The sequence below is a fragment of the Azospirillum brasilense genome, from assembly GCF_007827815.1.
Classification (GTDB): domain Bacteria; phylum Pseudomonadota; class Alphaproteobacteria; order Azospirillales; family Azospirillaceae; genus Azospirillum; species Azospirillum brasilense_C.
Map to the genome: position 1 here is coordinate 414,059 of NZ_VITH01000003.1, position 19,490 is coordinate 433,548.

17 protein-coding genes are annotated in these 19,490 nt (G+C 68.7%); 4 read left to right on the forward strand and 13 right to left on the reverse strand.

Going from position 1 to position 19,490, the window contains the following annotated elements:
- The 3 genes from FBZ83_RS08565 to FBZ83_RS08575 all read right to left on the reverse strand — a co-directional run bounded on the left by FBZ83_RS08565 (position 1) and on the right by FBZ83_RS08575 (position 2,844).
- Positions 1-885, reverse strand: a complete 885-nt coding sequence (locus tag FBZ83_RS08565) for a ParB/RepB/Spo0J family partition protein (protein ID WP_145682039.1) — start codon at positions 883-885, stop codon at positions 1-3.
- Positions 875-1,909, reverse strand: a complete 1,035-nt coding sequence (locus FBZ83_RS08570; protein WP_145682040.1) for an AAA family ATPase — start codon at positions 1,907-1,909, stop codon at positions 875-877. Before FBZ83_RS08570 ends, FBZ83_RS08565 begins: the two co-directional genes overlap by 11 nt.
- A gap of 170 nt (positions 1,910-2,079) precedes the next feature.
- Positions 2,080-2,844 carry a M48 family metallopeptidase gene (locus FBZ83_RS08575; protein WP_041813439.1) on the reverse strand — a complete coding sequence of 255 codons (765 nt, stop codon included), beginning with the start codon at positions 2,842-2,844 and terminating at the stop codon, positions 2,080-2,082.
- Between the two features lie 188 nt (positions 2,845-3,032).
- Between FBZ83_RS08575 and FBZ83_RS08580 the strand changes: the two genes are divergently transcribed.
- Positions 3,033-3,641 carry a flavodoxin family protein gene (locus tag FBZ83_RS08580; RefSeq protein WP_145682042.1) on the forward strand — a complete coding sequence of 203 codons (609 nt, stop codon included), beginning with the start codon at positions 3,033-3,035 and terminating at the stop codon, positions 3,639-3,641.
- A gap of 64 nt (positions 3,642-3,705) precedes the next feature.
- The gene (locus tag FBZ83_RS08585) at positions 3,706-4,533 is read left to right on the forward strand and encodes a hypothetical protein (RefSeq protein WP_247888219.1); all 828 of its coding nucleotides are present in this window, start codon (positions 3,706-3,708) and stop codon (positions 4,531-4,533) included.
- Between the two features lie 9 nt (positions 4,534-4,542).
- Here FBZ83_RS08585 and FBZ83_RS08590 read toward each other — a convergent pair whose 3' ends face one another.
- Positions 4,543-5,571 carry an AbrB family transcriptional regulator gene (locus FBZ83_RS08590; protein ID WP_145682043.1) on the reverse strand — a complete coding sequence of 343 codons (1,029 nt, stop codon included), beginning with the start codon at positions 5,569-5,571 and terminating at the stop codon, positions 4,543-4,545.
- 213 nt (positions 5,572-5,784) lie between these two features.
- Here FBZ83_RS08590 and otnI point away from each other — a divergent pair, with 213 nt between their 5' ends.
- Positions 5,785-6,573 carry a 2-oxo-tetronate isomerase gene (gene otnI / locus FBZ83_RS08595; RefSeq protein ID WP_145682044.1) on the forward strand — a complete coding sequence of 263 codons (789 nt, stop codon included), beginning with the start codon at positions 5,785-5,787 and terminating at the stop codon, positions 6,571-6,573.
- Positions 6,574-6,575: 2 nt separating this feature from the next.
- Positions 6,576-7,466 (forward strand): AEC family transporter, encoded by an 891-nt coding sequence (locus FBZ83_RS08600; RefSeq protein WP_145682045.1) that lies wholly within the window; start codon positions 6,576-6,578, stop codon positions 7,464-7,466.
- Between the two features lie 118 nt (positions 7,467-7,584).
- Here FBZ83_RS08600 and FBZ83_RS08605 read toward each other — a convergent pair whose 3' ends face one another.
- From FBZ83_RS08605 to FBZ83_RS08645, 9 genes are all read right to left on the reverse strand, one after another.
- Positions 7,585-8,571 (reverse strand): glycosyltransferase family 2 protein, encoded by a 987-nt coding sequence (locus FBZ83_RS08605; RefSeq protein ID WP_145682046.1) that lies wholly within the window; start codon positions 8,569-8,571, stop codon positions 7,585-7,587.
- The gene (locus FBZ83_RS08610; protein ID WP_145682047.1) at positions 8,568-9,491 is read right to left on the reverse strand and encodes a glycosyltransferase family 2 protein; all 924 of its coding nucleotides are present in this window, start codon (positions 9,489-9,491) and stop codon (positions 8,568-8,570) included. Before FBZ83_RS08610 ends, FBZ83_RS08605 begins: the two co-directional genes overlap by 4 nt.
- Positions 9,492-9,526: 35 nt before the next feature.
- On the reverse strand, positions 9,527-10,960 hold the full coding sequence (locus tag FBZ83_RS08615; RefSeq protein ID WP_145682048.1) for a lipopolysaccharide biosynthesis protein: 1,434 nt from the start codon (positions 10,958-10,960) through the stop codon (positions 9,527-9,529).
- Complete coding sequence (locus FBZ83_RS08620) at positions 10,957-12,387, reverse strand: O-antigen ligase family protein (protein WP_145682049.1); 1,431 nt, start codon at positions 12,385-12,387, stop codon at positions 10,957-10,959. The genes FBZ83_RS08615 and FBZ83_RS08620 overlap by 4 nt, the downstream gene beginning before the upstream one ends.
- Before the next feature lie 96 nt (positions 12,388-12,483).
- Positions 12,484-14,736, reverse strand: coding sequence for a GumC family protein (locus FBZ83_RS08625; protein WP_145682050.1), 2,253 nt, complete (start codon positions 14,734-14,736; stop codon positions 12,484-12,486).
- Positions 14,737-14,779: 43 nt separating this feature from the next.
- A complete protein-coding gene (locus FBZ83_RS08630; RefSeq protein WP_145682051.1) occupies positions 14,780-16,174 on the reverse strand; it encodes a nucleotide sugar dehydrogenase in 1,395 nt (464 codons plus the stop codon).
- A gap of 404 nt (positions 16,175-16,578) precedes the next feature.
- Positions 16,579-17,757 (reverse strand): GNAT family N-acetyltransferase, encoded by a 1,179-nt coding sequence (locus FBZ83_RS08635; protein ID WP_145682052.1) that lies wholly within the window; start codon positions 17,755-17,757, stop codon positions 16,579-16,581.
- A gap of 71 nt (positions 17,758-17,828) precedes the next feature.
- Positions 17,829-19,040, reverse strand: a complete 1,212-nt coding sequence (locus FBZ83_RS08640; RefSeq protein WP_145682053.1) for a right-handed parallel beta-helix repeat-containing protein — start codon at positions 19,038-19,040, stop codon at positions 17,829-17,831.
- Positions 19,041-19,059: 19 nt separating this feature from the next.
- Positions 19,060-19,260, reverse strand: a complete 201-nt coding sequence (locus FBZ83_RS08645) for a hypothetical protein (protein ID WP_145682054.1) — start codon at positions 19,258-19,260, stop codon at positions 19,060-19,062.
- Between the last annotated feature and the right edge of the window lie 230 nt (positions 19,261-19,490).

Sequence of the window (19,490 nt, forward strand, 5' to 3'; positions counted from 1 at the left end):
CTACTCCCCTCCCCTGCCCTCTCCGGCGTTCAGGATCGCGTCGATGTCGTCGCGGATGGCGCGGAGCGTCTCGCGGTCGATGTCGGCCAGCGCCAAGCCCTTCTCGCGGACGCTGGCGACGCTCTGGCGGGCCCCGAACACCGCCTTGGCCAGCGGCTTCGGCAGGGCGCTGCCGGTGGGAAGGGTGCTGGCGCGGGGCTTCGCCGCCGTGGGCGCCGGAGTTTCCTCGTCGGCGTCTCGCCGGGTCATCTCCGTGACCAGCGCGTCCCAGCCGCGCAGCTGCTCGCCCTCCCCTTTCAGCCGGGCGATCTCCACCAGCCGGTAGCGCGCCGGGCGGTGCAGCGGGTACTCGTCGCGGATGCGTTGCGGCAGGCGGCTGATGAGCAGCGCGCGGGAAATGTCCACCCGGTCCTTGCCGACGATCCGCCCGACATCCTCCTGCCGGTAGCCGTGGCGCTCCATCAGCCGGGCGTAGGCGTCGCCCTCCTCGAAGGGAGACAGGTCGGCGCGGACGACGTTCTCGATCAGCGCCAGCTCGTCCGACGCGCCGGTCACGGTGACGGCGTAGATGGTCGGGTGGCCGAGCGAACGAACGGCGCGGAAGCGCCGCTCCCCGAAGACAAGCTGGAAGCGGCCGTCCCCCAACTGCTGCACGCCGACCGGCTGAGCCAGCCCATGCTGCGCGATGGAGGATTTCAGCGCCTCCATGTCCGCCTCGTCGAAATGGCGGCGCGGCTGGTCGGGGTTGGTGACGATGCGGCCGACGTCGATCTCCACGACGACCGGGCCGCGGCGGTTGAAGCCCTGCCCGTCCTCGCGGGCCTGCCGCTCGGCCGCGGCGGTGGCCAGAACCCCGGTGTTCGTCCGGGCCAGTTTACGCGACATGGGCCATCACCTCCGGCATACGGGCACGTTCCTGAATCAGCGCGTCGGCGACGGCCTGATAGACTTCATAGCCCGGCGCGTCCGGCACTGCCTCCAGCGCGGCGCGTCCGGCGGCCACCGACTGGGCGTAGACGGTCGCCCGCGGGATCGGGCCGAAGACGCGCAGCTTCGCGCCGAACAGGTTGCGGATGTCGTCGAGCGATGCCTGATCCTGGGTCAGCCGCGCGTTGAACATCGTCGGTAGGATGCCGAGGACGCTGACCCCGGGGTTGGCCCGGCGACGGATCATGTCCAGGTTCTCCAGCAGGAACTCCACGCCGGCGACGCTCAGCATCTCGGTCTGGCAGGGAATGGCGACGGTGTTGGCGGCAGTCAGCGCGTTGCGCGCCAGCATGCCGAAATGCGGTGGGGTGTCGACGAAGATGAAATCGTAGCTCTGCCGCGCTCCGCCATCCAGGCATTCGCGAAGCGCGCAATCCCCCGAGGACTGGCTTTGCAGTTCGGCCTCCGCGTCGCCCAGCCGCATGCCGCTGGGGATCACGTCCAGCCCGCTGTCGGTGGTGACGATGTAGTCGCCGAGGTCGAACCCCTTCCCCCGCGCCTTCAGCGCCTCCACCGACGCCTTCAGCGCGTAGTAGAGGGTTTTCTCCTCGCGCTCGCGCTTGATGGAGTTGATGCCGAGATGGATGGTGGCGTTGGCCTGCGGGTCGGCGTCGATCAGCAGCACCTTGAAGTGCCGGGCGAGCAGGGTGGCGGTGTTGACGGTGAAGGCCGTCTTGCCGACGCCGCCCTTGCGGTTGGCTGCGGCACAGATCAGCGCCGGGCCATGCCGCGTCACCGTGCCGATCTTCTCCTGCAGCAGCAGGGAAATGACCGGAGCCGGGATCTTCTCACTGCCGTTCTCCCAGCGCGAGATCTTCGCCTTGTCGTATTTCCGGCCGAGCTTTTCGTTCAGCCAAGCCGCGAAATCCGGCTGGTTCAGCGTCCGGCCTTCTCGGAACGCCTTGATGTCCTCGCCGCGCATGGTTCATTCCCCTGCCTTGCCCCGGGGCCACTTTTGCGCGACACCGGAGTGCGGTCAAGCCGGAATGTTGACTCCGGGGCAGGGGAGAGGAGTCAACATTCGGCGAGAAAATTTTCTCGCGGGACAAGGCCCGGCGGGTGGTGCGACCGCGGCACCACCCGCCGCTCCGGTCAGCTCGGCTTGTAGGCCGCCTTCGCTTCGGGCATCAGTTTCTGCAGCGCGGCGATGCGGTCCGCCGTGCCGGGGTGGGTGGACATGAAGGTCGGCTGCTCGGCCCCGGCCTGCTTCATGTTCTGCCACAGCTCGATGGCCGCCTGCGGGTCGTAGCCGGCGCGGGCCATCATCAGCAGACCGGCGCGGTCGGCCGCCAGCTCCTGGTTCCGGGAATAGGGCAGCAGCAGGCCGTACTGCGCGCCGGTGCCCAGCGCCGCGGCGATCATCTCGCTGCCGCCGACCCCGCTCGCCCCAGCCACGGCCCCCAGGATGCTGGTGCCGGCATCGGTGGCCATCTGGGTGCTCACCCGTTCGGCGGCGTGGCCCTCCAGATTGTGGGCGATCTCATGGCCGATGACCGCGGCGAGCTGCGCGTCGGTCTTGGCGTATTGGAACAGCCCCTCATAGACGCCGATCTTCTGGCCGGGCAGGGCGAAGGCGTTGGCTTCCTTGCCCTGGAACACCCGAACCTCCCAACCGGCGGGGTCGAGCGAGGCGGCGCGCAGCAGGCGGGCCGAAATCTGCTCGGCGCGGCGCTGGTAGCTGGCGTTGGCGGTTGCCGGCGTCGACTGGATCAGGCGCTGCCAGTCCTGCTGGCCGAGTTCGACGAGTTGTTCCTGCGAGACGAGGTTCAGGCCGAGCCCCGTCGAGTTTCCGGCGCATCCGGCCAGCGCCAGGGACCCGGCCAGCGCCGCGGCAAGGCACAGGGGTCGGACGGTCATGATCGGCATTGCTCTTCCTCCGTTGTGGTTCTGTCCAGCGCATCCTATCCGATGGCGGATGGGCTGTGCCGGGGCAATTCGGTGGTCATGGTTTCGGTGGCCGTGTTCCGGAAGCCGCAACGTTTGCCAGGGGCGGATGTTGCTTCACGTCACCGCCGGAACGCGGCGGATAAAGTCCGGAGAGCACCATGCCGATCAAAGCCTTCGCGCTGAACTGCACCCTGAAGCCATCGGGAAAGCCGTCCTCGACCGACGCGATGATCGGCCTGCTCCAGAAGGATCTGGCGGCCCAGGGGGTCGCGGTGGGCGCGCCGGTCCGTGTCGCCGACCACGACGTGAAGCCCGGCGTCACATCGGACGAGGGACCGGGCGATGCCTGGCCGGATCTGCGCCGCCAGATGCTGGAGGCGGACCTCCTCATCCTCGGCACGCCGATCTGGATGGGCCAGCCGTCCAGCGTGTGCAAACGGGTGCTGGAGCGCATGGACGCCTTTCTGGGCGAGACGGACGACCAGGGCCGCATGGTGTCCTACGGCAAGGTCGCGCTGGTGGCCGTGGTCGGCAACGAGGATGGTGCCCATCATGTCTCGGCGGAGCTGTTCCAGGCCCTGAACGACGTCGGCTTCACGCTCGCCGCCAACGCCGTCTGCTACTGGGTGGGGGAGGCGATGCAGAAGACCGACTTCCAGGATCTGGACCGGGTGCCCGACAAAGTGGTTTCCACCTCGGCGATGGCCGCGCGCAACGCCGCCCACCTCGCGCGCTTCTTGAAGGAGAAACAGTATCCGGGCAACTGACGGCCCCCGGCGATTAGACGTCTAATAGCGTCGCATCGCCGCCCTTTCCCGCCCGTGCCATTCTGTGGATATCCCGGAAAGAGGCTTCTCAACCGCCCGCGCGATTCCATGTATAGTCTGTCTTGTAGGCCGGCGATGCGATGGTGTCGCCGCGGGTGGATGGTGGCAGGAGGAACGGGTGGCGACGCTCAAGGAATTCGAAGAAGCCTTGAAGACGGCGGGCAACACGGAGGCCCTGGAGATCCTGGGCAAGCTGCGCGAACGCGACAAGGCCCAGCGGTCGATCCGTCCGGCGCGGCGCGTCGTCGGCAAGAAGATGACCCCGGAACTTGCCGCGCAGATTCTGGAGCTTCACCGCACCACCGACATGACGCAGCAGGAGATTGCGTTCCAGCTCAGCGTCAACCAGGGCCGCGTGAATGAGGTCATCAAGCGCGGCAAGTGGCTGAACGACGACCCGAACGCTCCGGAGGCCGTCGCCCGCGACAAAGCCAAGGCCCGCGTCAAGGACGGGGTGGGCATTGAGCCGCGCCCGGCCCGTCCGAAGAAGAAAAAGGCGGCCAAGCCGGCCGAGGACGCGGCCGTGGAGTCGGTCCAGGAGGCTGCGGCGGAGGACGTGCCGCCCGTCGCAACGCCGGTTGCGGAAGAACCAGCCCACGCGCCCGAGCCGGTGGAGGCCGCTCCGGATGCGCCCATACCCGAACCGGCTCCTCTGGAGCGGGTTGAGATGGCCCTGAACCCGGACGCCCAGGATGCGGTGGCCGAGGATAAGGCGGCGCAGGACAAACCGGCGGCGGAACAGGTGTCCAAGGACGCGGAGCAGGCTCCGAAGGAGAAGAAGAAAAAGCGCAAGGCCGAACCGCCGGCCCAGTTGCTTTTCGACGGGCTGTAAGGCGTCCGCTCAGCCGCGGCGGGGCTGCCACCAGCGGGCCAGGAAGCCCAGCCCGGCGAAGCGCACGACGTGATGCGTGCCGACGAAGGCGGTGTCGAGGCCGAGCACGAAGGCCACGATGGTCATCGCCTCCACCCCGCCCGGCGCGTAGGCGAGCCAGAGCTGGCCGAAGGGCAGCCCGAGCAGCCAGCCTCCCGCCCAGGCGAAGATTGAGGACAGGACGAGCGCCAGCGCCACGCTTTCCAGCGACGGGCGCAGCGCCGCCCGCAGGGAGGCCAGCGTGACCCCGGCGAAGCGCGACCCGATCAGCGCGCCCGTCACCACGAAGCCCGCGTTGAGCAACCAGTTCGGCAGGCGGTGGTCGACGAGGCCGCTGCCGTGCAACACCGCGCTTCCCAGCATGGCGCCGAGCAGCACGCCGCCGGGCACGCGCAGCCTCTGGAACAGCAGCCCGGCCAGGGCGCTGGCACCGACCAGAAGCGCCAGTTCGGGCAATGCGCCCGCCGGGTCGGATAGGGCCGGGCGGGGCGGCAGACCGGGGGTGGACGCCACCAAGTCCAACAGCCAGGGCATGGCGGCGACCAGGACGAACAGCCGCAGGCTCTGCGCCAGCGCCACCCGCGGCAGATCGGCCCGACTCTCCGCCGCCAGCACCAGCACCGCGCCAAGCGCGCCGGGAACGGCGGCGTAGCGCGCGGTCGCCAGGTCCCAGCGGTGCACCCGCTCCAGCCACGCCGAGCAGGCGTACAGGCAGGCCATCACCGATCCGGCGAGCAGCGCCATGCTGAGCGGCCAGGAGGCCATCTGATGCAGCGTGTCCGGCGTCACCCCGGCGCCCATGGAGATGCCCAGCAGCACGAAGGCGGCTGTGCCAAGCGGGGAGGGCAGGCGGAGCTTCATTCCGGCGAGGGCCCCGCCGGCCACCGCGGTCATCGCCCCCATCAGCCACGCCGCGGGGAGTCCCGCCAAGGCGAACAGCCCACCCCCCAAAGCGGCCAGAAGGAGAGTCAGGGCGGTGGCGGCGAGTCGCTTCATCATCCGTCGGGTCCGGCTGCGGCAAGGGTTGTGCACTGTGCGTGTCACCCGCAATCCCGCGCAACCGGTATGGGCGGTCACCTGACAAGCGTGTGCGGCATAGGCCGGCGATTGTCCGGACCGTCCGCCTGCTGCATTGTCGGAGCAACCGGCCGCCGCGGCGGCCCAGACGATGGGGGAGGGGATGATGCCGATAAGAACCAGGGGACGGACGCTATGAGGTTCGCCGCCAACCTGTCCATGATGTTCACCGAGCGACCCTTCCTGGAGCGGTTCGGCGCGGCGGCGGCGGCCGGCTTCGACGCGGTGGAGTTCCTGTTCCCCTACGATACCTCGGCGGAGCGGATCAAAGCGGCGCTGGACGCCCATGGGCTGACCCAGGCGCTGTTCAATCTGCCCCCCGGCGACTGGGCGGTGGGGGAGCGCGGCATCGCCAGCCTGCCCGGCCGCGAGGTGGAGTTCCGCGAGGGCGTGGTGACGGCCATCGCCTACGCCAAGGTTCTGGGCAACCGGCTTCTGCATTGCATGGCCGGCATCCCGCCGGAGGGGCTGGAGCGGGATGCGGCGCTGGTGACTTACACCGACAATCTGCGCCACGCCGCGGCGGCTTGTGCGGAGGCCGGGTTGACGCTGCTGGTGGAGCCGATCAACAACCGCGACATGCCGGGCTATCTGATGAACGGCACCGCGCTGGCCCGTCGGGTGATCGAAACGGTGGGGGCACCGAACCTGAAGCTCCAGCTCGATCTCTACCATTGCCAGATCAGCGAGGGTGATCTCGCCACCCGCATCCGGGCCAACGCCGACCTCACCGCCCATGTGCAGATCGCCGGGGTGCCCGACCGCCAGGAGCCCGACCGCGGCGAGGTCAACTATCCCTATCTGTTCGAGGTTTTGGCCGGCACCGGCTACCGCGGCTTCATCGGCTGCGAGTACCGGCCCCGCGGGCGGACGGAGGACGGGTTGGGCTGGTTCCACGCCACCGCCACGCGGGCCGCGCGCTGACCATGGACCTGCTTGCCCCCCTGTCCAGCATCGCCGCCGTCGTCGTGCCGGTGTTCCTGATCGCCGCCCTCGGCTTCGGCTGGAGCCGCGCCAAGCTGCCCTACGACAGCGCCTTCATCACCACCTTCGCGATCAACGTCTCCACCCCCTGTCTGGTCTTCTCCTCGCTGGCCCGGCTGACGCTGGGCGGGGACGATCTGCTGACCATGGCGGCGGCCTCGGTCGGCAGCATGGCGCTGGCCGGGCTGATGGCGACGCCGATCCTGCTCGCCAGCCGCCTGCCGCTGCGCGTCTATCTGCCGGCGCTCAGCTTCCCCAACGGCGGCAACATGGGCATTCCCGTCTGCCTGTTCGCCTTCGGGGAAACCGGGATGGGGCTGGCGGTGCTGTTCTTCGCGACGCTCGCCGTCCTCCAGTTCACCATCGGCCCGGCCCTGGCGGCGGGGCGCACGGACGCCAAGCAGGTGCTGCGCACCCCGGTGATCTACGCGGTCGCGCTGGCCGTTTTTGTCCTGCTGACCGGCGTCCAGCCGCCGCAATGGGTGACCAACACGACGACGCTGCTCGGCAACTGCGCGGTGCCGCTGATGCTGTTCTCGCTGGGGGTGGCCCTGGCGGGGCTGCGGATGCAGGGCATGCTGCGGTCGCTCGCCATGTCGGCGCTGCGCCTGCTGCTCGGCTTCGCCGCCGGGCTGGCGGTGGTGGAACTGCTGGACCTGGAGGGCACGATGCGCGGCGTCGTGCTGCTGGAAAGCACCATGCCGGTGGCGGTGTTCAACTACCTCTGGGCGCTGCGCTACAACAACGCGCCGCAGGAGGTCGCCGGGATGGTGCTGGGCTCCACGGCGCTGTCGTTCCTGACGCTGCCGCTGCTGCTGGCCGTGGTGATGTGAAGAGGGGAGGGGGGTGTTGTTGCCCCCTCCCTAACCCTCCCCCGCTGCGCGAGGGAGGGGATAATCTCCCTCCACCGCGCAGCGGGGGAGGGCCGGGGAGGGGGCAAACGCCCTCACCTCATGCCGTCGCGGCGTCCGAATGGGTCGCCGCGCGGACCCGGCGGTGGAAGGACGGCGGCACCACGCAGGTCCCGAAGAACATCAGGTAATGCCTCATCTTCGGGTCGCCCGCCCGCGTCGCCTCGGCCAGCAGGCGGCGGACGGCGTTCCAGTCGCCTTCGCGGCGGGCCATGCCGACGACCTTGGTCATCAGGAAGGCGGCATAGGCGTTGCCGGTCATCAGCGGGCGATGGGTGCGCGCCCATTCGAAGGCCTGCCGCCAATCGTCCACCGAATGCAGCGAGGCGCGGCCCTCGTCGATCTCCACGAAGCACAGGGGCTCGTCGACGAAGACCAGTTCCGCGCCCGGCTGGTCGAGCGCGCGGAACAACCAGCCCCAATCCTCGAAATGGCGGTAGTCCGGCATCGGCACAGCGAGCGCCAGAGAGCGCGGCACCATGATCGTCGGGGTGGCGAGATAACCGGGGCGGGACAGCGGGCTGCGGCGGTCGATCAGGTAATCGCTGATCGGCTCGCCCGGCTCCGGCCGGCGCTGCGGCCAGACGTAGCGGCGCTCGCCGATGCTGACGCTGGTGCTGCAGGAGACCACCGGCAACTTGGCGCCCGACGCCTTGGCGGCGGCGAGCTGCCGTTCCAGCTTCTCCGGCGCCCAGGAATCGTCGTCGTCCAGGAAGGCGATCCACTCGCCCAGCGCCGCCTGCACCCCGGCGTTCCGCGCCCCCGCGGGACCGAGCGACGCCGGGTTCTGCACGATGCGCAGGCGGCGGTCTTCCACCGCCTCCAGCGCCGCGACGGTGGCGGGGTCCGGACCGTCGACGACGACGATGATCTCGACGTCCTTGAGTGTCTGGGCGCGCACGCTCTCCACGGCGTTCAGCACGAGATGCGGGCGGTTGCGCGTCGGGATGACCGCGCTGACGGTGACGGGCGGGGCTTCCGCCGCGCCGCCCTTCATCGCCCCGCCGTTCATCGCAACGTCCTTCATCGCTTGTACTCCAGATATTGGAAGCCCATCAGGCCGTAGAGATAACCGCTGCCGACGCAGATCTTCTGGAGGCGGCGGATCGGCCAGCTCGTGTCGAAGGCCATCACCATCGGCACCAGCGGCAGGGCGGCGATGTTCAGCGCGATGTGCGCGAGGCCCAGCGTGGAGCGCTTGACCAGCGTGCGGCGCTGGCCGTTCAGCTTGGCCTCGGTCAGCGACACGCAGGTGCCGAGGCGGAAGGCGCGGCGCAGAATCCAGCGTGCGGTCATGCGGCTGGCCGGCACATGCTCCTCGATGGTCGCCTCGTCGCACCACACGATGCGGTGGCCCTGGCGGCGGATCTGCTCGAAGAACAGAACGTCGCTGCCGCCGGACAGGCTCAGCTCCGGGTCGAAGCGCACGCCGCCCTTCAGGATGGAACGGCGGAACAGCACGTTGCCGGTGGCACAATAGGCCGGCTCGCTGCCCGTGGGCATGCGCTGCAGGTCGTGGAAGCGGCCCTTGGTCAGCCAGTCGGGCGGGCGCTTCTCGTAAATCGGCAGGACCGGGCCGGCGACCACGGCGGCGCCGGTGCGCTCCATGGCGGTCACCAGCCAGTCCAGCCAGCCGGGGCTCGCCACCTCGTCGTCGTCGATGAAGGCGATCAGGTCGGCGTCCGTGGTCTCGTCCAGGCAGCGGTTGCGGGCGGCGGGAATGCCCGGCACCGGCTCCACCGCGTAGCGGATGGGAAAGCGCCAATCCTGCGCCATCTCGCGGCACAGCGGTTCGGCGGAGCGCGCCGGGTCGTTGTCCACCACCAGCACCTCGACGTCCAGCGGGGCGTCGGGGTTGAAGGTCAGCCCCTCCAGCGACAGCAGCGTGCGGTGAAGATCCTTCGGCCTGCGGTAGGTGCACACGCAAACCACCAGCTTTTTCGACATGATGCCTGTTCCTTCCTCACGCCTGTTCATGGGGTTCATGCCGGGGATCGGGTGCGTTTCAGCCGGGCCAGCGCGATCCGCACCTGACCCATCAGGTTGGCGGGGTTGAGCACGGCCAGGGCCAGCAGATAGAGGCTGCCCGCCGGGGCGAGCTGGACGAGCAGCAGGTCGCTTTCCATCGCCGCGATCTTCAGCCCGGCGGCGAAGAGCAGGGCGGCGGTGGTCACCTTGAGAAGATCCTTCACCGGCACCGCCAGCACGCCAGCGCGCGGCATCAGGATGGCCGCGGCCACCACCCAGCCGAGCTGGGCCGCCAGCGAGCCGTAGGCCGCCCCGATCACCCCGAAGCGCGGGATCAGGAACAGGTTGGCGCCGACGTTCAGCACCGCCGTCAGCATGGTCAGCTTCAGGATGTAGCCGGTCTTCTTGGTCAGGTGCAGCGACAGGTCGAAGTGATAGATGCGCAGGATGCTGATGAAGACCGACAGGGCGACGAGCGGCATGATCGCCGCGCCGGTCTCGCGGTACGCCTCGCCGAGCAGCAGCCCGACGATGCCCTGGGCGGAGATCACCTCCATGAGCACCAGCGGCAGGCAGACCAGCAGCAGGATCGTCAGGTTCTGCGCCATGATCGGGCGCGCGGCGCGCGGGCCGGCGCTGTCGAAGGCGCGCGACGCCATCGGCAGCGTGACCAGCGAGGCCGCCGAGGCCACCAGCATGATCGGCTGCTTGGCAAGGTCGAAGGCCATGGCATAGGCGCCGGCCGCCGCCTCGCCGATGAACCAGTAGATCAGGAAGCGGTCGGCGAAATCGAGCGCCCAGCCGACCATCAGGCTCAGCATCAGCGGACCGCCGAAGGTCAGCAGGAGGCCAACCCGCTCCCGCGCCGGCCAGCGCAGCGAGATGCCCTTGAGGTCGGAGCGCAGCCAGATCGCCGTGACCAGCAGGAAGCCGATGCTGGTGCCGAGCAGCAGCCCCTCCTCCTTCCAGCCGATCAGCACGAAGGCGGAGCCGAGCGCCAGCCCGAACAGCGCCTTGGCGAAGGACTTGGCCGCGAAGACCGAGCCTCTCAGCCGCGCTCGCGACATCTGGATCGACAGGTCGAACCAGGAGATCAGGATCGCGATCACCGGCAGATACAGCACATAGTCGATGCCGTTCATGCCCGGATAGAAGGCGACCACCGCGCCCAGGATGGCGAGCACCCCGCAGGCCACCACCAGGAAAGCGGTGACCACGGTGGAGAGCCAGGCGTCCCGCTCCGCCGCGTCGCCGCCGCATTTGCGCAGGACGAACAGGCCCATCCAGGAGAAGCCGCAGGCGTTGATCGCCGCCGCCGCCGCCATCACCAGCGCGTAATGGCCGTAGGCCTCCGGCGTGACGATGCGCGAGAAGACCGCGACCGCCGCGAAGCCCAGGATGCCGACGGCGATCCGGGTCGCGAAGAAGGCGAAGCCGCTCGACATCATGACCGCGACTCCGCAACCGGGATGCCGTTCTGCAGCTTGGGGCGCCGTCCCGCCGCCGGACGCGGCGTCAGGGCGTGGGCGTGGACCGTCTTGGCCAGCCGCGTCTGGAAGGCGGTGAAGAGGAACCACAGCAGGCCGTTCTGGATCAGCAGACTGCTCTCCGCGACGTTGCCCAGCAGGAGCATCATGGCGAAGACGATGTGCCAGCGCGCCGCCCCGCTGCGGTCGACCGGGACGATCCGGGCGATGCGCGACAGGTAGATCACATAGGCCACCAGGAAGAGGCCGAGGCCGAGCAGGCCGACGTCCAGCGTCGTCTGGATGAAGCCGTTGTGGGCGTGGATGTCGAAGCGGCCCGAGGTGCGCCAGAACAGCGCGCCCGGCGCGTCCAGTCCCGACCAGAAGGCGCTGAAGCCGTAGCCCAGCACCGGCTGCTGCCCGATCATCCGCAAGGCGAAGTCCCAGATCAGCGTGCGCCCGGTCAGCGTGATGTCGCGGCCGAGCAGCCCGGTGATGCTCTCCAGGTTCAGCAGCGCGAAGATGGCGGCCAGCATGATGACCATGGTGCCGCCGTACAGCTCCAGCGCCAGCGACCCGGCGTCCTGCCGGTGGGTGACCAGCATCACCAAGGTCATGCCCGCCGTGGCGACGATCAGCGCCGTGGCGGAGCCGGACATGGCGAGGCAGCCGGCCATGATGGCGAAGGTGCCCAGCCGCCAGACCAGCGCCATGGTGTCGGTCACCGGGCGGGAGCGCAGGACGAACAGCCCGGCGGTCAGGCCGAAGGCCATGGCGTCGCCCAGGCCGTTCTTGTGGGAGAAGACGCCGCGCCACTGCGATCCCTGCTCCGCCGGCATCAGGCCGTAGCTCGGCAGGCCGATCGCCAGAAGCGCGCTCAGCACCGCCAGCACGAAGACCGCGCGGTGGATCAGCCGGGCCAGCGCGACCTCGCCGTAGGACAGGCCGACATAGAGGCCGAAGATCGTCGTGCCGACCAGGGCCACGCTGCGGCGGATGGTCAGCGACGGGTCATGCGACCATTGGCTGGACGCGATGGCCAGCACCACCATGAGCGCCATGGGAATGCTGAGATAGCGGAAGGCCCGGACGCCGTGGAGCATGACGATCCGCAGCAGGGCCGTGGCGTAGAGCGCGGCGAAGATGAGCTGCTTGATGGTGTCGCCGGAGGATTCCGGCGCGCCGCCCGCGCGCAGGATGAAGCGCTGCGAGGGCGCGGACATCATCACCGACAGCAGCGCGTCCCACAGCAGGATCAGGCCGATGGCGCACACCACCTGATCGAACAGGCTGGGCGTGAGATCGGCCGCGCTGCGCAGGAGCGGCGTCCGCGGCCGGGCGGGCGGCGCGTCCGCAGCGGGCGCCGCCGCCAGTGCGGCTCGGTTTCGCGGAAATGGCGTTGCACTCATCCTGTTCCCCCGATGAACCCCCGGGACAACTCCTCCCTGGGGGTACGGAAACGCCCGGCCGCCGGGGCGCCGGGCGTTTCCGCCGTCACGTCATGGTCAGCGCGTGTAGTAGCGGCGCGCCTCGTTCATGCCGTAGGCCTCTTCCGACGCGTCGGTGCGGGCCAGCTTCTTCAGGTCGACCCGGCTCAGCACGACGCTGGTCACGTCGCGGCCCAGCTCGGTCAGCCGCTCGATGGCCCGCTGGACGACGGCGCGCGGCGTCTGTTCCCAGCGCACCACGAACAGGCATTCCGTCGCCGACCGGGTCAGCACGCCCGCGTCCGCCACGACCGCCATCGGCGGGGTGTCGAGGATGACGCAGTCGTATTCGAGCGAGGCGAACTTGATGATGCTCGCCAGCTTTTCCGACCCCAGAAGCTCCTGCGGATGGTCGCAATGCGGGCGGCCGACGACGTAGTGGAGGCCGGTGCGGCCGTCCACCTGGACCACGTCGTTCCACTCCGCCTTGCCGACGATCAGGTCGCTCAGGTCGCCCGGGGCGTTGTCGCCCAGCACGTTCCCGATGCGCGGGCAGCGCAGGTCGCATTCCAGAAGCAGGACCCGCCGGCCGGACGCCGCCAGCATGCGCGCCAGGGTCAGGCAGACGGTGGTCTTGCCCTCGCCGGGAACGGCGGAGGTGACCATCACCACCGAGCCGGTGTTCAGGGCGCCGCGGGCGTAGAGCGACACGCCGATGGCGCGCACCGCCTCGCTGTACTCCGACCGCGGACGGTCGAGGACATAGTCTTCCGGCTTGGCGTTCTTGTGATGCGGCAGGGACGGCACCAGCCCGATGGCCGGCACGCCGATCGTCTCCTCCACATGCTGGGTGTTGCGGAAGGTCTTGTTCAGATGGTCGCGCAGGAAGGCCAGGAACATGCCGATCAGCAGGCCCACGGCCAGACCGCCGCCGACGAACAGCTTCTTGCCCGGCGTCGACGGCTCCAGCGGCGGTTCCGCCAAGGACACGACGCGGGCGTCGCGCTGCTGAAGGTCGTCCTGCTCGCGCGTTTCGACGAGACGCTGGAGCAGCCCTTCATAGACCCGGCGGTTGGCGTCGGCCTCGCGCTGCAACTGGGCCAGGCGGACGTTGGCGCCCAGCTCGCCCGCGGTCTCGGCGGTCAGCTTCTTCAGCGCGGCCTCAAGCTCGCGCTCGCGGGCGCGGGCGATCTCGACCTCGTTGTTGATGACCGCCATGATCTTGGTGGCTTCCTCGCGCATCTTCTGGCGCAGGTTCGTCAACTGGTTGACGTAGGCCTGCACCGCCGGATGCTGGTCGCCGTAGCGGGTGCGGTATTCGGCCAGCCGCCGGGCGATGCCCGATTCCTCCTCGCCCAACCGCTGGATCAGCGGCGAGCCAAGCACCTCGGCCGCGTTGCCCTCGGTCGGGCTGCGCGCGACGATCCGGGCGTTCTGCGCCCGCGCCTCCGCCCGGCCGCGCTCCGTCTGGGCGACGACCAGGGCGCGGTTCAGCTCGGCGAGCTGCTGCGACAGGAAGGTCTCGCCGCCGGTGCCGCCGAGGACGAGGCCCTGCTGCGCGCGGTAGTCCTGCACCGCCTTGTCCGACACCTCGACCTGGGCCCGCAGCTCGTTGATGCGGTCCTCCAGCCACTTGTTGGCCTGCTGGGTGACCTCCTGCTTGGTCTGGAGCTGGTCGAGCAGATACTCGTCCACGAAGGCGTTGGCGATGCGCGCGGCCTTCTCTGCCTCCTTCGCCTTGAAGGAGACGACGATGGTGTAGGACTGCGCGTCGCTGGTCGCCGACAGGCCGCGGCGGACGTCGGCGATGACCGCCGCGCGTTCCTTCTCCGGCGACGTCGGCTCCTTGACGCCGATGCCGGCGGAATTCAGGTAGCCGGTGATCTGCTGGCGCAGCGGCGACAGGTCGTAGCCGACGGTGTCGTTGATCCCGGCGATGGCGCGGTCGATGGCCGAGGGCCGCTCGATGGCGCCGTTGAACTCCGGATCATGGACCAGCCCCAACCGGTCCACCACCTTGGCGGCGGTGGCGGTCGAGGTGATCATGTCGATTTCGGTCCGGATCGCCGCCGCCTCGCGCGGGAGGTTGGAGATCACGGCGTTGATGTCCGTGACCTCCGTCGTGCGCGGGTCGATGATGAGCACGGCCTGGCTGGTGAACCGCGGCTCATAGAGCAGGGCACCGGTGGTGGCCAGCGCGGTGCAGCACAGGACGCTGGCGATGATCGTGCTCCGGCGCCGGCGCAGCACCTGGAGGAGGTCGCGGAGCGCGACCTCCCGGGTGCTGGCTTCGGACCCCAGGGCTCCGTCTACATGAGTGTACGCGGCCATCCCATTCTCCTGAGGATCGGTCGGTGAGGGTCCAGGCCGGCGGTCAGCCCTTCACGATCTTCTCGTCGACGATGCCCGCCTTGCCGAAGGCGTTGCGGGTGTCGACGATCAGCGGCAGCCCGTCCAGGAAGGCCTTCAGATCGAAGGAGTCATGGTCGGTGCACAGGATCGCGGCGTCGAAGGCGCCTTCCTGGATTTCCTCCAGCGCGACCGACGGCGTGCCGGCCATGCGGGCCAGACGGCGCGTCTCCGGAAGCTCCGGCACGTGCGGGTCGTAGTAGAAGACCTCGCAGCCGCGGTCCTGCAGAAGATCGATGATCTTCAGCGCCGGGCTTTCGCGCATGTCCTCGATGTTCTTCTTGTAGGCAACGCCCAGGACGAGGATGCGCGACCCGCGCAGCGCGCGGCCGAGCTTGGAGTCCATGGCCTGCGACAGCCGCTCCACCACGTAATGCGGCATGCGGGTGTTGATCTCGCCGGCCAGCTCGATGAAGCGGGTGGCGACGTCGAACTCGCGGGCCTTCCAGGTCAGGTAGAAGGGGTCGATCGGGATGCAGTGACCGCCCAGGCCGGGGCCGGGGTAGAAGGGCATGTAGCCGAAGGGCTTCGTCTTGGCGCCCTCGATCACTTCCCACACGTCGATGCCCATCGCGTCGTAGACGACCTTCAGCTCGTTGACGAGCGCGATGTTGACGCAGCGGAAGATGTTCTCGGTCAGCTTCACCGCCTCGGCCGCTTCCAGCGACGAGACCGGGATCACACGCTCCAGCGCACGGCCGTACATCGAGCAGGCGATGCGCAGGGCGTTGGGGTCCTCGCCGCCGACGATCTTCGGGATGCGGGCGGTGGTGAAGGTCTCGTTGCCCGGGTCCTCGCGCTCCGGCGAGAAGGCCAGCAGGAAGTCCGTGCCGCTGACGAGGCCGGTCTTCTCCAGGATCGGGCGCACGACTTCGCGCGTCGTGCCGGGGTAGGTGGTCGATTCGAGGACGATCAGCTGGCCGGGGCGCATCACCTGGGCGATCTGCCGGGTGGTGACCTCGATGCAGCTCATGTCCGGCTCGCGGTTGCGAGTGAGCGGCGTCGGCACGCAGATGACGATGGCGTCCATGTCGGCCAGCGACTGGAAGTTCGCCGTGGCCGTGAAGCGGCCCTCCTCGATCATGCCGCGGACCTCGTCGGTCGACACGGTGCCGATGTAGGAGGTGCCGCCGTTCAGGCTGGCGACCTTTTCCGGATCGATGTCGAAGCCCGTCACCGAGAAGCCGGCCCGCGCGAACAGCCGCGCCAGAGGCAGGCCGACGTAACCCAGGCCGATGACGCCGACGCTGGCGGTGCCCGCCGCGATCTTCGACTCCAGCGTCGCCAGAGCTTCCGGAATGCCGGACGTGCCGACCGAACCCCCGCTCACCAACAGGTCGGCAAACTCATTGCTCGACATAAGACGTCTCCTTTTCCGACTCTCTTGTTCGTAGAGGTTTCACCGTTATTCGCGCTGTATCTCTCAGATCAATTCTACCGACACAAAACCGAAGCCAAGGTCCGGTTCTGACATCGGGCCTTGGCTTTTGCTGTTCATAAGACTGATCGATCGGCGTTTCCTCTCACCGAATACATTAGGCTGCTTTGTCTAAGCACCCAGCAATCGTGATAGAAAAAGGGGGAGCCGTAAACGTCGTAAAAGGCCGAACTACCGTCAGTTGACCGGGTGACCTTTCTCGTGAGACTTTCGGGATGACCATCCCGAAAGGTGCTTTATTAATCCCTTTTGAGTAACCACGGGCAGAATAGACGAAAGGAGCCAGACCGGCGCGACAGCGGCCGGACGGCTCCTTCGCACCGCGGTCATCCCTGGACGGCGACTCCCTCCGGTTGCAGCCCGGCGGTCTCGGGCAACGTGTTGTGCATCAGGAAGCTGGCGTCGCCGTCGCCCATGGTCAGCAGCCAGTTGCCGCGGTCGGCGAACGCCTCGCGGTCGATGCCGGCGTCCGGTCCGGCGTGCGCCATCACCCGCACCGGGAAGCCGACGCGGTCCGGCACCTTCATCATGCCCATGGCGAGGAAGGTCCGCTCCGCCCGCGTGTTCAGCGTCCGGCAGATCAGGGCGGTCGCCCGTTCCGTCGCGGCGATGCGCAGCGTGTGGCTCAGCAGGACCCACAGCCACTTCGGCTCGCACAGGTAATCGACGATGGCGAGGCAGGGCTCCTTGCGCCAGGTCTCGCGGCGCAGGACGACGTAGCCCAGCGGCTCTCCCCCGCGCGTCAGGATGAAGCGGCGGTAGTCCGAGGCGCAGGGGATCGCGTCGTAGCGCCAGCGCAGATGCGTCAGGTCGCGCAACGCGATCAGCGGGTAATGCGGGGAGGCGCGCCGCCAGATGGCGTCGGCCCGCCCGTCGAACCGCCCGATCTCCTCGAACCGCGCGCCGGTCGCCCGGCTCAGAAGGTGGCCGCCGATCCGCGCCCCGTGCAGGGCCGGCCCGGCGATCGTGCCGATGGTCCGCATGCGGCCCTGGAGCGACGACGCCTCCAGGCAGCGCCGCGTGTCCAGCGGGAAGACGTAGGCGGGCAGGGCGCCGATGTCGATCCAGCCGGCCTTGCTGTAGGCCTTGTACGCGGAGTCAGAGATGTGGATGGCCATGGCCAGCGGACGGCTGTCGAGCTGCGCTTCCGCCAGGGGCGTGAAGGCGCCGCGCATCCGCCATTCCGGCAGGACCATCAGGCTGTTGGCCCAGGAGGCCGGGATTTCCCGGTCCCGCGCCTTCAGGCGGAAGGGAATCCCGCATTGCTGGCCGACGATTTGCCCCTGCCGCTTGCACACCCAAACTTGCGGCCCGTCCGCGTCCCGGTCGGGCACCTCGTCGAAGAGCCAGCGGTTGTAGGCTTCGTCCACCTGCCAGACCCGTTCCCCGAACATCTTGCGCTGGAAGCCGCGCAGCTCCCCCTTGTCGGAAGCGTCGAAACGGAAAACGGTTTTCTTCAGCCGGTCGGTGATCGACTGACCGACGGTGCTGCTGCTGGTGCTCACATGCCCCCCCTTGTTCGAACGCGCCGTCCCTTGCCCGGCCCGCGGCTCGCCCGCGGACGTCGGGGCCAAGGTCAGCGCACGGATTCCGGCCGCATTCCGGACGCTTCCTGCACGGTTCCTCCTGGCTGTTGAATCGCGGTCGTCCCGCTCCGGGATTCGGCCTTGTTTTCGGCCTTGGCGTCGTTGCTGACCCGGTTGCCGGTGACGGCCTTATCGATGCTGTCGGCGATGATGATGGCGGCCCGCTTGCCGTTGCGGTGGAAGACGTTGTCGCGCAACTCCAGCGTGATCGAGCCGTTGCCCTTCTGGTGCTGCAGGACGCCGCCGTTGTTGTCGTAGAACTCGTTGTCGTAGACCCGGTACGTCACGTCGATCCCGCGGTTCTGGCCGAGCGAGATGCCGGCGTCGGCGTTGCGGAAGATGACGTTGCGGTAGATCTCGGTGCTGGACTTCGCCAGGATGCCGGCGCCGCGCGGGTTGTCGTGGATCAGGTTGTCGTGAATCTTCAGCGCGCTGCCGGCCTGCCCCTGGTCGTGGTAGAGGCCGTGGGAGCGGCCCTCGCCGCCGTTGATGCCGTTGTTGAAGACCCGGTTGTGGGCGATCTCGCCGGTCCGGATGCGCCCGTTCCAGCCCGAATAGACGCCGCCGTCCTTGCGCCAGCCGTTGTCGGCGATGGTGTTGCGCGTGATGATCTGGTCGGTGTTGTCCGCGGCGTAATGCACGATCCCGTAGGCGCCGTTGCCGGTGATGGCCGACCCGTCGACCCGCAGCCCATCCGACGTGCCTTGTACGACGATTCCGGAGCCGCCGTTGCCCGCGACGGTCACGTTCGTCACCGACACGTTGCGCGCCCGTGGTCCGAGCAGCAGGCCGGTGTCGGCCGCGCCGGTGATCGCCAGCCCGTCGAAGGCGACGTTGGTCCGCCCGTTCAGGCTGACCGCGACGGAGGCGCCCCGCGCGTCGATCACCGGAGCGTCGCCCTTGCCATAGGCGCCGTAGGTGATCGGCCGGTCGGTCGTGCCGGAGGAGGAAGCCATAAGGCTGCCACGCCAGCTCTCCCCACGCTCGAACAGCACACGGCTTCCCGGCGGAAAGGTCGTGGCGTTCACCTTGTCCAGCGACTTCCACGCCTCCTTCGGGCCGCGGCCCGACCGGCGGTCGTCGCCGTCCGTGGCGTCGACGTAAAAGACCGGCGCATCCTCAGCGTTCCGGCGCGCGCTGACGAGCAGCGACGGCTGGGCGGGACGCTCGATGGCGGGGGGAGGAGGGGGCAGATAATCCATGGTTCCGGCTCGCGCGGTCTTACACGGCGACGCGGAACAGCGCGTAGGCAAGGCCCCAGGCCGCCAGCGCGCAGCCGGTGCACAGCAGGGCCCAGCCGGCCCGAGAAAGATCGAGCATCGGGGGCGAGGCGCGCTCCGTCGTCGGCGTGGCGTCCGCTGGAAGGACGTCCGCAACCCCACTCAGCAGGTTCGGGCTGGCCGGCGTGGCTTGCTCGATCATGGCGATCTCCTCGCGGGGGGCCGTTTAAGCGGGGGAACCGGCGACTGAAACCGCAGCGTGTCCCTGTTACGGTATTTTGTGTTACGTCGCGGACAAATAAAGGGAAATGAAAAGGGATCACGCTTAAGCGATCAGGGTACGATAACGGGGCATTCCAAAGGGAGGAATAGAAATTCTCTTTGGAATCGCCGAGTGGTGATCGCCCGTAATGCATATGAAAACGGCAAGAA

Coding starts and splice junctions, on each gene's coding strand:
- FBZ83_RS08565 (WP_145682039.1), bottom strand. CDS start 885: ATGTCGCGTAAACTGGCCCGGACGAACACCGGGGTTCTGGCCACCGCC.
- FBZ83_RS08570 (WP_145682040.1), bottom strand. CDS start 1,909: ATGCGCGGCGAGGACATCAAGGCGTTCCGAGAAGGCCGGACGCTGAAC.
- FBZ83_RS08575 (WP_041813439.1), bottom strand. CDS start 2,844: ATGACCGTCCGACCCCTGTGCCTTGCCGCGGCGCTGGCCGGGTCCCTG.
- FBZ83_RS08580 (WP_145682042.1), top strand. CDS start 3,033: ATGCCGATCAAAGCCTTCGCGCTGAACTGCACCCTGAAGCCATCGGGA.
- FBZ83_RS08590 (WP_145682043.1), bottom strand. CDS start 5,571: ATGATGAAGCGACTCGCCGCCACCGCCCTGACTCTCCTTCTGGCCGCT.
- otnI (WP_145682044.1), top strand. CDS start 5,785: ATGAGGTTCGCCGCCAACCTGTCCATGATGTTCACCGAGCGACCCTTC.
- FBZ83_RS08600 (WP_145682045.1), top strand. CDS start 6,576: ATGGACCTGCTTGCCCCCCTGTCCAGCATCGCCGCCGTCGTCGTGCCG.
- FBZ83_RS08605 (WP_145682046.1), bottom strand. CDS start 8,571: ATGAAGGACGTTGCGATGAACGGCGGGGCGATGAAGGGCGGCGCGGCG.
- FBZ83_RS08610 (WP_145682047.1), bottom strand. CDS start 9,491: ATGTCGAAAAAGCTGGTGGTTTGCGTGTGCACCTACCGCAGGCCGAAG.
- FBZ83_RS08615 (WP_145682048.1), bottom strand. CDS start 10,960: ATGATGTCGAGCGGCTTCGCCTTCTTCGCGACCCGGATCGCCGTCGGC.
- FBZ83_RS08620 (WP_145682049.1), bottom strand. CDS start 12,387: ATGAGTGCAACGCCATTTCCGCGAAACCGAGCCGCACTGGCGGCGGCG.
- FBZ83_RS08625 (WP_145682050.1), bottom strand. CDS start 14,736: ATGGCCGCGTACACTCATGTAGACGGAGCCCTGGGGTCCGAAGCCAGC.
- FBZ83_RS08630 (WP_145682051.1), bottom strand. CDS start 16,174: ATGTCGAGCAATGAGTTTGCCGACCTGTTGGTGAGCGGGGGTTCGGTC.
- FBZ83_RS08640 (WP_145682053.1), bottom strand. CDS start 19,040: ATGGATTATCTGCCCCCTCCTCCCCCCGCCATCGAGCGTCCCGCCCAG.
- FBZ83_RS08645 (WP_145682054.1), bottom strand. CDS start 19,260: ATGATCGAGCAAGCCACGCCGGCCAGCCCGAACCTGCTGAGTGGGGTT.